This is a genomic window from Nonomuraea sp. NPDC050310 (assembly GCF_040655795.1).
Taxonomy (GTDB): domain Bacteria; phylum Actinomycetota; class Actinomycetes; order Streptosporangiales; family Streptosporangiaceae; genus Nonomuraea.
This window is the reverse complement of sequence record NZ_JBFAKP010000010.1, coordinates 130,649-145,656: the sequence shown is the minus strand read 5'-3', so window position 1 is coordinate 145,656 and position 15,008 is coordinate 130,649. Positions and strand designations below refer to the sequence as shown.

General features: G+C 71.3%; 11 protein-coding genes. 4 read left to right on the top strand and 7 right to left on the bottom strand.

Annotated elements, in window-relative coordinates; translation table 11 throughout:
• Positions 1-40: 40 nt before the first annotated feature.
• The 6 genes from AB0I67_RS23795 to AB0I67_RS23770 all read right to left on the bottom strand — a co-directional run bounded on the left by AB0I67_RS23795 (position 41) and on the right by AB0I67_RS23770 (position 8,970).
• Positions 41-736, bottom strand: coding sequence for an ABC transporter ATP-binding protein (locus AB0I67_RS23795; RefSeq protein ID WP_357927354.1), 696 nt, complete (start codon positions 734-736; stop codon positions 41-43).
• A complete protein-coding gene (locus tag AB0I67_RS23790; RefSeq protein ID WP_357927352.1) occupies positions 729-1,643 on the bottom strand; it encodes an ABC transporter ATP-binding protein in 915 nt (304 codons plus the stop codon). Before AB0I67_RS23790 ends, AB0I67_RS23795 begins: the two co-directional genes overlap by 8 nt.
• Positions 1,644-4,241 (bottom strand): FtsX-like permease family protein, encoded by a 2,598-nt coding sequence (locus tag AB0I67_RS23785; RefSeq protein ID WP_357927350.1) that lies wholly within the window; start codon positions 4,239-4,241, stop codon positions 1,644-1,646.
• The gene (locus tag AB0I67_RS23780; protein WP_357927348.1) at positions 4,238-7,348 is read right to left on the bottom strand and encodes an ABC transporter permease; all 3,111 of its coding nucleotides are present in this window, start codon (positions 7,346-7,348) and stop codon (positions 4,238-4,240) included. The genes AB0I67_RS23785 and AB0I67_RS23780 overlap by 4 nt, the downstream gene beginning before the upstream one ends.
• A 242-nt stretch (positions 7,349-7,590) precedes the next feature.
• On the bottom strand, positions 7,591-7,863 hold the full coding sequence (gene rpsT / locus AB0I67_RS23775; protein ID WP_357927346.1) for a 30S ribosomal protein S20: 273 nt from the start codon (positions 7,861-7,863) through the stop codon (positions 7,591-7,593).
• A gap of 108 nt (positions 7,864-7,971) precedes the next feature.
• Positions 7,972-8,970 (bottom strand): hypothetical protein, encoded by a 999-nt coding sequence (locus AB0I67_RS23770; protein ID WP_357927344.1) that lies wholly within the window; start codon positions 8,968-8,970, stop codon positions 7,972-7,974.
• A gap of 14 nt (positions 8,971-8,984) precedes the next feature.
• On the opposite strand from AB0I67_RS23770, the gene lepA reads away from it, so the two are divergent.
• The 3 genes from lepA (at position 8,985) to AB0I67_RS23755 (ending at position 11,952) form a co-directional block, all read left to right on the top strand.
• Positions 8,985-10,859 carry a translation elongation factor 4 gene (gene lepA / locus AB0I67_RS23765; RefSeq protein WP_357927342.1) on the top strand — a complete coding sequence of 625 codons (1,875 nt, stop codon included), beginning with the start codon at positions 8,985-8,987 and terminating at the stop codon, positions 10,857-10,859.
• Between the two features lie 137 nt (positions 10,860-10,996).
• Positions 10,997-11,296 (top strand): hypothetical protein, encoded by a 300-nt coding sequence (locus AB0I67_RS23760; protein ID WP_357927340.1) that lies wholly within the window; start codon positions 10,997-10,999, stop codon positions 11,294-11,296.
• Positions 11,297-11,307: 11 nt separating this feature from the next.
• Positions 11,308-11,952 carry an MOSC domain-containing protein gene (locus AB0I67_RS23755; protein ID WP_357927338.1) on the top strand — a complete coding sequence of 215 codons (645 nt, stop codon included), beginning with the start codon at positions 11,308-11,310 and terminating at the stop codon, positions 11,950-11,952.
• 407 nt (positions 11,953-12,359) lie between these two features.
• Here the strand turns inward: AB0I67_RS23755 and AB0I67_RS23750 are convergent, their stop codons facing one another.
• Positions 12,360-13,616, bottom strand: coding sequence for a glycoside hydrolase family 18 protein (locus tag AB0I67_RS23750; protein ID WP_357927336.1), 1,257 nt, complete (start codon positions 13,614-13,616; stop codon positions 12,360-12,362).
• 169 nt (positions 13,617-13,785) lie between these two features.
• On the opposite strand from AB0I67_RS23750, the gene hemW reads away from it, so the two are divergent.
• Positions 13,786-15,003, top strand: a complete 1,218-nt coding sequence (hemW, locus tag AB0I67_RS23745; protein WP_357927334.1) for a radical SAM family heme chaperone HemW — start codon at positions 13,786-13,788, stop codon at positions 15,001-15,003.
• Positions 15,004-15,008: the final 5 nt, after the last annotated feature.

Here is a 15,008-nt window from a genome sequence, read left to right as displayed (position 1 = left end):
GTGCAAGGCACGCGCCGCCTGCCGTACCCCAAGGAAAGGGCTATGACCCCTGGAGGGCCGCCTCGTGAAGGATGCCGTCGCTGATCTCGAGGACGCGGTCGGCCAAGGTGATGAGGCTGGGGTCGTGGGTGGCGACAAGGGCGGTGACGCCCTCGCTACGGACGAGGGCCCGCAGGAGCTGCATGATCTGCCGCCCGGTCTGCGAGTCGAGCTGCCCGGTGGGCTCGTCGGCGATGAGCAGGCGGGGCCGGTTGGCCAGGGAGCGGGCGATGGCCACCCGCTGCCGCTGGCCGCCGGACAGCTCGTAGGGACGCTGGTTGACGTGCTGCTCCAGCCCGACGAGGGACAGGAGCATCCGCACCCGCTTGTCCCGCTCGTCGGCGGGCATGCGGACGAGCCGCATGGGCACGCCGACGTTCTCGGCGGCCGAGAGCACCGGGATCAGCCCGAAGGACTGGAAGACGAACCCGAGCATGTCGCGGCGCAGCGCGAGCAGGGCGTCCTCGCCCAGGCTGGTGACGTCCTGGCCGGCGACGACGACGCGTCCGGCGTCGGGCCGGTCGAGGCCGCCGATCTGGTTGAGGAGGGTGGTCTTGCCGGACCCGGAGCGGCCGCGGATGGCGACGAGTTCGCCGGGGTAGGCGCTGAAGGTGACGTCCTGGAGGGCGACGACCTCCTTGGGCCCGCTGCGGTAGACCTTGCGCAGCCCTTCGACCACGACCAGGGGCTCACTCACCGGTTTCCTCCTTGGGGCTCGACGGCCAGACGCCGATGTGGTCGGACTCGAGTTCGAGGCGGACGCGGCGCTCCATGTTGAGCGCGTTGGTGAAGTCGCGGGGGAGCTGGAGCCGGCCGACGCGGTCGAGGACGGCGTACTCCTGGGCGTGTTCGCCGTCGCGGCGCAGGGTCTCGCTGGAGGTGCGGCCGTCGCGGATGCCGATGGTCCGCCCGACCTGTTCGGAGACGAGGGAGTCGTGGGTGACGATGACGACGGTGACGCCGAGTTCCTTGTTGGCGGTGCGGAGCGCCTCGAAGACCAGCCCGGAGGTCTCGCTGTCGAGCTCGCCGGTGGGCTCGTCGGCGAGGATGAGCTGGGGGGAGTTGGCGAGGGCGACGGCGATGGCCACGCGCTGCTGTTCGCCGCCGGACATCTCGGCGGGTTTGCGGTCGGCGCAGTAGTCGACGCCGAGCAGGTCGAGCAGGCTGCGCGAGCGCTGGGCGCGTCCGCGCTTGCCGGCCAGGCGCAGCGGCAGCTCGACGTTCTCGCGCGCGGTGAGGTAGGGCAGGAGGTTGCGCGCGGTCTGCTGCCAGATGAAGCCGACCACGTCGCGGCGGTAGCGGAGCCGGTCGCGGGCGGTCATGGCGAGCAGGTCGATGCCTGCCACCCGGGCCAGACCGGCGGTCGGCACGTCCAGCCCGGACAGCACGTTGAGCAGCGTCGACTTGCCGGAGCCCGAGGCGCCGACGATGGCGACCAGCTCGCCCTTGTCGATCAGCAGGTCGAGGCCCTGGAGGGCGACGACCTCGACGCCTTCGGTCTTGTAGATGCGCACCAGGTTGTCGCAGACGATGTGCGCGTCGCCGCCGAAGGCGGCCTTCTCCTGGGAGGCCTGGTTCTCCAGCTCCGAGAGTGTCTGTTCCACTTAGTCCCCCACTCGTAGGACCGAGCCGAGCGTACGGCGGCGCGTGATGGTGGTGTGCACGAGGGCTCCCAGGATGGCGACCACGGTGAGCCCCACGCCGAGCAGGATCGGCGTGAGCAGGTCGGGGTCGGTCGGGTCGACGGCCAGGTCGCCCGCGTAGGAGGACAGGTCGATGCCCGGCCCGAGCGCGGCGGGCAGGCCGAGTCCCAGCCCGAGGCCGACCAGCGCGGTGATGACGATCAGGGGGGAGACCTCCAGCACGGTGAGCCGTTGCGCCTGCCCGGTGGACAGTCCCAGGGTACGCAGGAACGACAGGGCCGCGGCCCGGTCGGCGGCGCTGATCACCAGGGAGACGATCACGGCGACGATGGCGTAGGCGGCCAGCGCCAGCGTGACGACGAGCAGGGCGAGCTGGATCATCTCCGTCAGCGGGTCCTCGACGATCGCGGCGTGGCGCTGGGCGTAGGTGGTGACGCGGCTGTCCACCTTGGCCGCGGCGGTGAGGGCGGCCACGTCCGCGTCGCCCTTGATCAGCAGGGCGTTGACCGCGGTGCGGGTGCCGGCGCGCTCGTTGGCGTCGAAGGGCACCAGCGCGAACATCGAGCCGTGGAAGAAGCCGGGCACGGAGGCGATCTCGCCCTTGGGGGTGAGGGTCATCCGGCTCTGCCAGCCGATGTCCAGTTTGGGGCGGTCGCGCAGGTCGGGGGAGACCAGGGCGGGGATGCCGTCGCCGGTGGGCGGCGCGGGCAGGTCGAGCGGGCTGTCCTTGGCCAGGTCGCGGTAGGCGGCCAGGTCGATCGCGATGATCTCCAGCTTCTGGGTGCCGATGCCGAGCTGGACCCGGCCGGTCTGGGCGGGCACGACCGTCTCGACGCCGGGGACCTGCTTGATCCGCTCGATCGCGGCCGCGTCGTACTCCAGGTCGGTGCGCATGGTGATGGGCGCGCCGGCGGCCTGCCAGGCGGCGAGGGTCTGGGTGCGGGTCAGGCCGGTGGAGATCACCGAGGCGAAGACCGCGACGGCGAGCGCCGGCAGCAGGATCAGCACGGGCAGCGTGCTGAAGGACCGGGCGCGGGCGGCCCGCGTCAGCCCCAAGAACGGTACGGCAGGCCGCCCGCGCGAGGCGAGCCGGACGACCAGGCGCAACGGGTAGGGGTAGCAGCGCAACGTGATCAGCGCCGCGGCCAGCGTCAGCGCGACCGGGACGAGCAGCAGGAACGGGTCCTGGCCCTGGGTGGCCACGTCGGTGGCGAGGCCGCGCGAGCGCACCATGTACGCCCCGCCGAGGGCCAGACCGATCACCAGGATCTCCAGCGTCACCCGCCGCGCCGAGGGCCTAGGCGAGGCCACGTCGCCGCGCCGTTCGTTCAGGGGCGAGCGGTGGGCGTTCGCCTGCCGTACCGCGGCGAAGGCCAGGGCGGTCAGCGGCACCAGGGCCGGGGCGAGGTGCACGATCGGCGTGGTGCCGCCGGGGACGAGGTAGGACAGGCCGTAGCCGATCAGGGCGGCCGGGAGGGTGGCGAGGGCGATGACGGAGGTGCCGGTCCAGGTGATGCGGGCCAGGGAGCCGCCGCGGGCGCGCATGAGCGACAGGGTCGGGTCGAGGCGCTCGGTGACGAGCTGGGTGGCCAGCGCCGCGACGCCGAGCGCGACCACGAGCAGGCCGCCCAGCAGCAGGTACAGGATGGTCTGCGCGGTGGCCAGCTCGTCCATGAAGGATTCCAGGACGGCCTTCAGCCGGGTGTCCAGGACGTAGGGGCTGAAGCTGGGCGAGATCAGGCCGAGCTCGCGGGTGAAGTCGTCCATGGCGTCGAGCAGGCCGTCGAAGCCCTGGGTGCCGACCTGGCCGGGTTCGACCCCCATGATCCAGGCGTAGACGACGCGCCGGTCGCTGTCCTGGAGGGCGGGCAGGCTGCTGGCGTCGATCAGCGCGGTGTAGTAGAGGTCGGCGTCCGCCGCGCCGGGGCGGACGACCTCGTTGATCTGCAGGAACTCCTGGTTGTGCCGCCAGTAGGGATCTTCGGCGCGCTTGGGCTCGAAGACGCCGACGACCTTGACGGTGGTGGGGTCGGTCGCGCCGATGCGGTACGTCGCGCCGAGGGCGAAACCCATCTGCCCGCCCACGGCGGTGCGGGCGACGCCGATCTCCATGACGTTGTCCTTAGTGGCGGCGGGCGCGCGGCCCTCCACCCAGGTGACCTGCCGGTCGCCGTTGGAGAGCCAGCCGACGTTGAGGAACTTGGTCGTGGTGCCGACCATCGGGGTGTTGACGCTCTTCAGGCTCAGGTGCGAGGTCCCCGCGCCCGGCGGGGTGACGATCCGGCTGAGAGCCGGCGGCAGTTCGTCGCGGAAGGCCTTGTCGAACTGCGTGAACTGCTCATGGCTGCTGATGCCGGAGTCGCCGCCGCGCGGCTCGTAGCGCACGGTGAGGTCGATCTGGTCGGCGCCGGCCGCGCGCAGGTCCTTGCGCAGCGCGTCGTCGAAGGAGGCCTGCATCGCGCGGGGCAGCCCGCCGACCAGCAGGCAGGCGCTCAGGGTGAGCACGGCCAGTACGGCTACCGCCCCGGCGTTCACCCTGGCCAGCAGCAGCGCCTTCACTGGTCCTCCCCGATGCGCAGCACCCGGCCCAGCCCCTGCTTGCGCATGCTGCGGGCCAGGAGGGCGACGATGGCGAACAAGATCACGGTCACGGCCACGAGCATCGCCGCCGTCGCCGGCCACGGGATGTCGAGCAGCACCGCGGGCGTGACCGCAGAAGCCTGCCCGGTGAGTACGATGTGCGGCACCACCAGCGAGCCCACCACCAGGGCGAGAGCCGTACCGGCGATGATCGACAGGCCGATGACGAAGGCCTGCTCGACGGCGAGCAGCCCGAAGATCTGCCGGAAGCTGACGCCGAGCGCCCGCAGGATGGTGAACTCGCTCATCCGCTCGCGGGCCGCGACGCTCGCGTTCACCAGGAAGCCGAGCGCGGCGAAGACGAGCGCGGCCGCGAAGCCGAGGATGAGCGCGCCCTGCAGGCCGCTGGCCAGCGGGTCGTCGCGGAACTGCGCGATCAGGGCCTGGCGGTCGACGGTCGTGACGCTCCAGGCGGGCTGCGTGCGCAGGGCCCCGGCGGCCGGCGCCGTGTCCGGCGCGGCCAGCCACCACTCCGTCGCCGGGCGCGCCAGGTCGCCCTGGACCAGCCCCCGGTACTGCAGGGCGGTCCAGTCGACCAGCAGCGCGTGCCGCTCGGGCGTGGTGGTGGGCATGCGCTCGACCACGCCGACGACGGTGACGTCGATGGGCCGGCGCTCGAAGGTGACCTTGGTGGTCGCGCCCGCCCGCACCTTGAGCTCGGCGGCGAGGCTCGCGGTCAGCACGACCGGCAGCGGCTTGGCCTGCTGCGGCGGGCCGTCGGGGAGGTAGACGGTGGGCGGCTGGCCGGGCGTCGAGGTGTCGACGAGCTCGAGCTGCGGCTTCCAGGACAGCTCCCGGCCGTCGGCGGTGATCCGCTCGACCTTGATCGGGACCATCCCGCCGTTGGTGTTGGTGCCGACGAGGCTGCGCAGGCGCAGCGGGTAGGTGAGCTCGCCCGAGCGTCCGGCCATGGCCCGCAGGTCGATCTCGACCCGGTTGGCGCCGGGGCGGATGCCCGTCAGCGGCACGTCCCGCCAGACGCCGAACTTGTCGGAGAGCACGGCCCGCACCGGCGAGCTGCCCACGTACGGGGTGTTGACCTTGAGGTCGAAGACGAGCTTGGCGGGCGTGCCCGGGAGCTCCAGGCCGGCCGGCGTCTGGACCGCCAGCGCCCGGCCCAGCTCGGCGGGGTTCTGGTCGGACAGATCGGCGCGCAGGTGCAGGAGCCGGCCGAGCTTGGCCGAGTCGGTCGCGAGCAGCACGCTGGTGGTGGCCCCGAACTCGACCTCCTGCCGCAGCACCGGCGCGAGCTCGGTGACGCCCGGCAGGGCGGCGAAGGCGGTGCCCCGGCCGAACGCGCCCAGCTCGGGGCCGTCGGCCGGGCCGGACAGCCGCAGGTCGCTCCCGGCCAGGTGCACGGCCTGGTCCACCTGCGAGGACCGCCAGGTCGCCGCGGTGGCCAGCGAGACGATGCCGATCGCGATGGCCATGGTGAGCAGCAGGGCGGGCCCGGCGTAGCGCAGCGGGCGGCGCGCCACCTGCCAGGCGCCGAGCGCGGGGGCGAGGCTGGGCCGCTTCGAGGTGATCCGTTCGGCGATCTTCGACACCCGGGGGACCAGGCGCAGGCCCAGCATGCCGCCGGTGAGCAGCGCCAGCGCCGGGCCGGAGATGATCAGCGGGTCGATGCCGAGGCCGCCCGCCGCCGTCGTGGTGACCGGGGCGCCGTAGTGCTGGAGCTGCCAGATCGCCAGCGCGGCCACGACCAGCAGCGCCAGGTCGGCGCCCGCGCGCTGGATCAGGCCGCGCGCGCCGCCGCGGCCCCGCGACGACTGCTCCTCCACATAGGTACGGCGAGCACCGGCGAGGGCGGGAAGCGCCAGGAGCACCGCCGACAGCAGCGCGACCGACAGGGCGATGAGGAAGGTGCCGAGGTCGGGGGTGAGGGCGAGCCGCACCCCACTGGACTTGATCCACGGCAGCGAGTTGACCAGCGACAACAGCGGCGAGGCGAGGAACGGCGCGACGAGCGCGCACGGCAGGGCGACCAGCAGCGCCTCGCCGCCGGCCAGTCCCGCGAGCCGGAAGGTGCCGGCGCCGCGCGAGCGCAGCAGGGCCACCTCCATCCGGCGGTGGTCGGCCAGCAGCCGGGCGGTGAGCATCAGCGCGTAGGCCGACAGCAGGAGCAGTTGCAGCACCGGGATGAGCATGGTCGAGCGGGCGACCAGGGAGGCGGTGCCGAGCTGGGTGAGCATCTCGGGCAGCCGGCTGGCGGCGGCGCAGGAGCGGCAGCCCGCCTGCTGTAGGTCCTCGCGCAGCGTGGTCACGCTGGCGGCCAGCGGCTGGAGCTGATCGGGCGAGATGCGGGTCAGGTCCGGCAGGGCGGTCCAGGTGGAGTTGACCGTGGACGCCAGGCGCGCGAGGAAGGTCTCGCCGGAGACCATGAGCGGGCCGTAGGTGGTGAAGTCGCCGGTCTCCGCGCCGCGGCTGAGCAGCGGCTCGCCGCTCCACTGGTCGCCGAAGGGGTCGTTGAGCTGGAACAGGCCGGTGATCTTGACGCGGACCCGCTTGCCGTCGAGCCGGGCGGCGGTGTCGAACTCGTCGCCCGGCTTGAGGCCGAGGGTGTTCGCGGCCGTGGTGGACAGGACGGCCTCGATGACCCGGCCCCCGTGGCCCGGCCAGGCGCCCTCGATGAGCTTCGCCTGGCGTTGCAGGTCGTCGTGGCTGCCGAACCGGAGCAGTTCGGGGTGCTCCAGGCGTTCCTGGCCGGGACGGACATAGGAGTCGGAGCGCATGCTCGTGGTGATCGCGACCGGTACGCCCGGATAGGTCTCGGCGAACTGCGCCCGGACGATGCGGTCGAGCTCGGCGAAGGTCTTGCCGGTGACCGGCGTCGAGACGGTGGCCGACAGCGTGCGGAAGCTCGCGGTCTCCATCGTGCGGCGGACGCCGACCTCGGCGATCGTCGAGGCGTACATGGTCAGCGAGACCAGCGTGGTGGTGGCCAGCAGGATCGAGCCCAGCGCGGCGAGCAGGAGCAGCGGCTCGCTGAACGCGCGCTTGATCACCAGCGGCACCCGCCCCCGCATGAGCCCCCCTTTGTCCCGTCTTGAAGGCACTCTGTCAGACGGTTGACGGGGGGGAGCAAGGTGATCTTCTCAACGGTTGCGTAGCCGATACGCTGCGGCGATGCCTGCGTGATATCGGAACTGTGACACAACCGCGACGTCATCCACATCTTCATGCTCTTTGCCACGAAGTATCGATGCGCCGGGCTCCGGACACGCGAAAACGCCGCACCCCGTCCCGGGGGTGCGGCGCTCGGCGAGCGTTACTTGGCGGCGGCCAGCTCGGCGGCCTGCTTGGCGATCGCCGACTTGCGGTTGGCGGCCTGGTTCTTGTGAATGACGCCCTTGCTGACAGCCTTGTCGAGCTGGCGGGAGGCGGCGCGCTGCGCCTCGAGCGCCGCGGCGGCGTCGCCGCTCTCGGCAGCCTCGCGGAACTTGCGCACCGCGGTCTTCAGGGAAGACTTGACGGCCTTGTTGCGCAGGCGCGCCTTTTCGTTCTGCTTGTTGCGCTTGATCTGGGACTTGATGTTCGCCACGAAGAAGCCTCGGTGAAGGTCTGAGATTGGATGGGACGCGCGGGCTCGGTGAGAGGGCGCGCCACACGCAGTTGTTCAGGTTACCAATAAGCCAGGGCGTCGCTCAAATCAACGACCCGGCTGGAACCAGCTCTCAGTGTACTCGCGCCAGTCCTGTTCCGTGGCCGCGAAGTCCACGTAGAGGGCCAGACCCACCCGTTCCCGCCTGCCGTACGAGGTCAGGGCCAGGCGGGTGCCCTGCGCGGCGGCCGCCACGCTCTCGGCCTCGTCGGCCCAGGAGACGCCGTGGTCGTGGTAGGCGGGGGCGCCGATGAGCACCAGTCTGTCCTTGGGGACGAGGTCGAGGGCGAGCTCCGTCTGGCGGACGACATGCCCGCCGTACAGGGCGGTCGCGGGCAGGAAGGCGTCGTAGGTCATGACCGCGACCTGGTCGGCGCGGGCGGCGACGTCGCGAAAATAGCCCTGCGACCAGTACTTGTCGTGGGTCGCCGCCACCCGGGCGGCCAGGCGCATGCCGGGGTACGGCTCGATCTGCGGGGTGGAGGTGGAGATCAGCTTCGTCAGCGGGCGGGTGCGGTCGAGCAGGTCGAGGAAGGCGGTGTCGCCGTCGCCGATCGGCTCGAAGTTGTAGTGGACGCCGTCGAAGCCGGCCTTCAGCGCGGTCGCGACCGAGGCCAGGATGTTCTGCCGGGTCTTGACGTCGTCCAGGTCGAGCACGCCGTCGACCTTCTGGCCCAGCCAGGCCGAGACGCGGACGCCGGGCAGCTCCTCCCGCACCCATCGCACGAGATTCCCGGCGCCCGGGTACAGGGCCGGATCCAGCGTGCCGTCCGGGGAGAAAGGCCCGGTGTGCACGTACAAATCCTTGATCCCGGTACGGCGGAGCCGCCCGGCGAGGTGGCGAAGGTCACCCTGCTTGCGCCGCCCGTCCACCCACATGTGACCCATCCACAGCGCGTCATTCCCGGTGCTCTTCGCCCACGCCTCCGGGTCGCCGGTAAACTTGACACGGTGAGCGCCGGCGACGAGCCCGGCCAGCAACACCACGAGCGCTACGGCGAGCGCCAGGAGGCGCAGGCCGGAGCGGAGGACGGTCCGGGAAGCCATTCGGACATGTCACCATGGATTTGACGTTGAGCTCAACCCTGTCGAAACGGACCCCGGTGCGCATTCAGCCTGGCCAGACTGACCCCGCGTTGATTCGCAACTTCTGCATCATCGCGCACATCGACCACGGCAAGTCGACCCTTGCCGACCGGATGCTGCAGATCACCGGCGTGGTCGACGACCGCTCCATGCGCGCTCAGTACCTGGACCGGATGGACATCGAGCGCGAGCGCGGCATCACCATCAAGTCCCAGGCGGTCCGCCTGCCGTGGGACGGGCACGTGCTCAACATGATCGACACGCCGGGCCACGTCGACTTCACCTACGAGGTCTCCCGCTCGCTCCAGGCGTGCGAGGGCGCGATCCTGCTGGTCGACGCCGCCCAGGGCATCGAGGCGCAGACGCTGGCCAACCTGTACCTGGCGATGAACAACGACCTGCACATCATCCCGGTGCTCAACAAGATCGACCTGCCCGCGGCGCAGCCGGAGAAGTTCGCCGACGAGATCGCCGGCCTGATCGGCTGCGACCCCGGCGACGTGCTGCGGGTCTCCGGCAAGACCGGCGTGGGCGTGCGCGAGCTGCTCGACCACGTCGTCGCCACGGTCCCCGCGCCGGTCGGCGACGCCGACGCGGCCGCCCGTGCGCTGATCTTCGACTCCGTCTACGACACCTACCGCGGCGTCGTCACCTACGTCCGGGTCATGGACGGCCACCTGTCCAAGCGTGAGCGCATCCTGATGATGTCCACGCAGGCGCAGCACGAGACCCTCGAGATCGGCGTCATCTCGCCCGAGCCGAAGATCTCCGACCGCGGGCTCGGCGTCGGCGAGGTGGGCTACCTCATCACCGGAGTGAAGGACGTGCGCCAGTCGCGGGTCGGTGACACCGTCACCTCGGCCGTGCGCGGCGCCACCGAGATGCTCGCCGGCTACGAGCACCCCAAGCCGATGGTCTTCTCCGGCCTCTACCCGATCGACGGCGACGAGTACCCCGAGCTGCGCGAGGCCCTCGACAAGCTCCAGCTCAACGACGCCGCCCTCGTCTACGAGCCGGAGACCTCCGCCGCGCTCGGCTTCGGCTTCCGCGTCGGCTTCCTCGGGCTGCTGCACATGGAGATCGTGCGCGAGCGGCTCGAGCGCGAGTTCGGCCTGTCGCTCATCTCGACCGCGCCCAACGTGGTCTACCGGGTGGTCATGGAGGACGGCAAGGAGCTGACCGTCACCAACCCGTCCGAGTTCCCCACCGGCGGCAAGATCGCCGAGGTCTACGAGCCGGTCACCAAGTCCACCATCCTCGCGCCGGCCGAGTTCATCGGCGCGATCATGGAGATCTGCCAGGGCCGCCGCGGCGCGCTGCAGGGCATGGACTACCTGTCCGAGGACCGGGTCGAGATCCGCTACACCCTGCCGCTCGGCGAGATCATCTTCGACTTCTTCGACCAGCTCAAGTCGCGCACCCGCGGGTACGCCTCGCTCGACTACGAGCCCGCCGGCGAGCAGGCCTCCGACCTGGTCAAGGTGGACATCCTGCTGCAGGGCGAGGCGGTCGACGCCTTCTCCGCCATCGTGCACAAGGACAAGGCCTACGCCTACGGCGTCGAGATGGCCAAGAAGCTCAAGGACCTCATTCCGCGGCAGCAGTACGAGGTGCCCATCCAGGCGGCCATCGGCGCCCGCGTCATCGCCCGCGAGAACATCCGCGCGATCCGCAAGGACGTCCTCGCCAAGTGCTACGGCGGTGACATCACCCGTAAGCGCAAGCTGCTGGAGAAGCAGAAGGAGGGCAAGAAGCGGATGAAGATGGTCGGCCGCGTCGAGGTCCCCCAGGAGGCCTTCGTCGCCGCCCTCTCCACCGAGGCCCCCTCCGGGGACAAGTCCAAGAAGTAGCTCCGTCCGCGTTGCAGGACCCTCCTCTTCAGGGGGGTCCTTTTCTTTCGGTACGGCAGGCGCCGGGAAATGTCGGTGCCGATCTCTACCATCACCACAGTCGAACTGATGTGCGAGACAGGTGGGAGTGGTGTGGCATGAGTGTCGCCGCGGAGCGGTTCGAGCGGGCCGCCATCCTGGGGGTCGCCATGGCCGAGGAGACGAGGCGCATCCTGCGGGCGCACGTGACCCCGGCCGAGGTGGCGGCCGACGGCACGGTTCTGATCAACGTGCCCTACCCCGAGTCGGCCGTGCTGCAAGTGGTCCTGGAAGTGGCCGCCGACTGTTTCGCCCGCGCCGGGGCGAGTCCCGAGGAAGCTCGCCGTGAAGCCCTGGAAGCGGTCTTACAACTGGCCGAGCTGGAATCTGAGTCGCAGCTCAACGGCAGGTTCGGCTAGCGTCTGCAAACATGCGGCTTATTTCAGTAAATGTCGGGTCAGCAGTGGACGCGGAGTGGGCGGGCAACCTCAAGCGCACGGCCATCGACAAGCGCCCGGTCGAGGGCCGCGTCGCCGTCCGCACCGGCGGGCTGGCCGGGGACGAGCGGGCCGACCTCGCCAACCACGGCAAGCCGACCCAGGCCGTCTACGCCTACGCGCGGGAGGACTACGACTGGTGGGAGGGCGAGATGGCGCGCACTCTGCGGGACGGCCAGTTCGGCGAGAACCTCACCACGGCCGGCCTCGACGTCAACGGCGCCATGCTCGGCGAGCGCTGGCGGATCGGCACCGCCGTCGTCGAGGTGACCGCCCCGCGGGTGCCGTGCGTGGTCTTCCGCAACTGGCTCGACGAGCGTGGGTGGGTCAAGCGCTTCACCGCCGCCGGGCGGCCCGGTGCCTACCTCAGCGTGATCGAGGAGGGCGACCTCGGCGTGGGCGACACGGTTGAGATCGTCCACCGGCCCGGCAACAGTGTCACCGTCGCCGAGTCCTTCCGTGCCTACCACGGTGACGCCGAGCTCATGCGCCGCCTGCTGGCCTACCCGGGCCACGCCCCCCACTGGGACAAGGTCGCCGCCCGAGTCCTCCCCACCGAACCCACCCCCGCCTCCTGACACCGGGGCCACCCCACAGGCCCCGCACCACCGCGTACGCCGCGGTTCGTCTCGCCCGGGTCGAGTCCCGCCGCTCTGGGCGGGCTGGGGCCGCCTCCGGCCAGGCCGGTTCACCTCGGGGCTCAGAGTCCGCCCCTCGGGCAGGCGGGGGCTCCCGCCTACCGGGGGGCCGTCGGCTGGGCCAGGCTCTCCACGCCGCGGCCGGCCGTACACGAGGGGCCGCCGCCTGCCGGGTCGGGGGCCCGGACGGCAGGCGGGGCCGGGTGGTTGCGGGGCGCGCCCACCCAGAGGGCGCGCCGCGCAACGTCGGGGTCCACCGCCGGAGCGGCAGAGGGGCTACCAGCGGACGCGGTAGAGGGTTACCGCAGGACGCGGGAGAAGGGTTACCGGAGGACGCGGGAGAAGGGTTACCGGAGGACGCGGTAGAGGGCGGTGGTGAGGGAGGCGGTGCTGTCGTCCTGGTCGATGGACCACATCATCGACCCGCCCAGCCCCCGCAGCCGGATGTACAGCGCCTTCTGCGTCAACGAGGCCGGGTCGTCGTAGGACCAGAACTCGTTCCCGTCGTAGAGCCACAACGAGCCGGTCCGCACGTCGCGGTAGCGCTTGCCGGGCTTGGCGGCGAGGTCCTTGTAGTCCTCGCTGCCCGCGGCCCACTTGCCGGGGGCCGGGCCGGTGGCGGGCTGCCAGAGGCCGTCGCCCCGGGGGCCGGGGTCGGTGACGCCGGTCCAGCCCTGGCCGTAGGCGGGCACGCCGACGACGATCTTGCGGGCGGGAGCCCCACGGGAGAGGTAGTCGCGGACGGTCTGGTCGACGCTGAACTTCACCGGGTTGGGGTCACGCCGGTCGGTGAAGAGGTTGCCGTTGTGCCCGGTGATCGGGTCCCAGCTTCCGTGCAGGTCGTAGCCCTGGATCGTGGCGAAGTCGAGCAGCCCGAAGACCTTGGCGACCTCGAAGCCGGCGTCGATCTTCGCCGCGGCGGCCGGGAGGAAGGCGGTGAGCTGGGCGCGGCGCGAGTAGGCACGCATCTGGGAGCGGAGTTCGGCGACGAAGGCGGTGAAGTTCTGCTTGTCCTCGGGCCGGATCACGTTGCCGGGCGCGCCCTCGGAGCCGGGCCATTCCCAGTCGAGGTCGATGCCGTCGAAGACGCCGGCGCCGGTGCCGTCGGGCGTGCCGGGCAGGTTGCCGCGCAGCCACAGGTCGATGCAGGACTTGGCGAGCTTGGCCCGCGACTCCGGGGTGAGCACGGCGTCGGAGAAGTGCTTGGAACCGGTCCAGCCGCCGAGCGAGATGAGCACCTTCAGGCCGGGGTGCTTGGCCTTGAGCTTCTTGAGCTGGTTCAGGTTGCCGTTGAGCGCCTGGCCGGGCTCGTCGGCGACGCCGTCCACGCTCTGCTCGGCCGGGACCGGGCGCTGCCAGTCGGCCCACGGGTCGGCGGAGTAGCACTCGGAGTCGGCGTTGACGAAGCCGAAGGCGTAGTTGATGTGCGTGAGCTTGGCGGCGGCGCCGCTGGTGTCCATGTCCTTGACATGGAAATTGCGGCCGTAGATGCCCCATTGGATGAAATAGGCGACACGCTTGTAGTCACGGTGCGCTTCGGCGGGCACGGCGGAGACCAGGGATAAGCCGAGAACGGTGGCCAGCAGAAGGACGATCTTCTTCACAGGGCGGCTCCTCGAACTTATAGGAAACTTTCCTATAAGTTGAGCGGATCGTAGGACGGAGGGGACGGCCAGTCAATGGGTCCCCGCCCGGGCGCCGGGTTTCCCCCTGAGTGCGCCTTCGAGCGGCTGGTGAGCGGGGCACTGGTGGGGAGGCGGCACACTTGGAGACGTGCCTTCCACCCTTCCCGACGGCGATCCGGTCCCCGCGACCGGTGAGCTCCCGCCGAGCGCCGCGGCCGGCCTGGGCGAGCGGCCGTTCGGCTTCTACGTCCACGTGCCCTTCTGCGTGACCCGCTGCGGGTACTGCGACTTCAACACCTACACCGCCTCCGAGCTCGGCCCCGGCGCCTCGCAGCGCGACTACGCCGACACCGCGATCGAGGAGGTACGGCTGGCCCGCCGGGTGCTGGGGGAGACCGACCTGCCCGTCCAGACGGTGTTCTTCGGCGGCGGCACGCCCACCCTGCTCCCCGCCGAGGACCTCGGCCGGATCCTGGGCGCGATCGACGCCGAGTTCGGGCTCGCCCCGGGCGCCGAGGTGAGCACGGAGGCCAACCCGGAGTCGGTCGACCAGGCCTACCTCGAGACGCTGCGCGAGGCGGGCTTCACCCGGATGAGCTTCGGCATGCAGAGCGCCCGCGAGCACGTGCTGCGCGTCCTGGATCGCCACCACACGCCCGGCAGGGCCGGCGTCGCCGTACAGGAGGCCAGGAAGGCCGGGTTCGAGCACGTCAACCTGGACCTGATCTACAGCACGCCGGGGGAGAGCGACGACGACTGGCGGGCGTCCCTGGAGGCGGCCATCGCCGCCGGGCCCGACCACGTGTCCGCCTACGCGCTGATCATCGAGGACGGCACCAAGCTGGCCGCGCGCATCCGGCGCGGCGAGGTGCCGATGCCCGACGACGACACCGCGGCCGACCGCTACCTCATCGCCGACCGGATGCTGAGCGAGGCCGGCTTCACCTGGTACGAGGTCTCCAACTGGGCCACCTCGGAGGCCGGGCGCTGCCGGCACAACCTGCTGTACTGGACCGGCGGCGACTGGTGGGGCGTGGGGCCGGGCGCGCACAGCCACGTGGGCGGCACGCGCTGGTGGAACGTCAAGCACCCCGCCCCCTACGCGCAACGCCTGGCCGAGGGCCGCTCGCCGGCCCACGCCCGCGAACTGCTCAGCGCGGACGACCAGCGCGTCGAACGGCTGATGCTCGAACTGCGGCTCGACTCCGGCTATCCGCTGGCCGACGTCGCGCCCGGCGCGCGGACGGCGGTGGCGCGGGCGCTGGGCGACGGGCTGCTCGACACCGAGGCGTTCAAGCGCGGGCGGATGCTGCTCACCCTGCGGGGACGGCTGCTCGCCGACGCGCTGATCCGCGACCTGGCGTAGCGCCG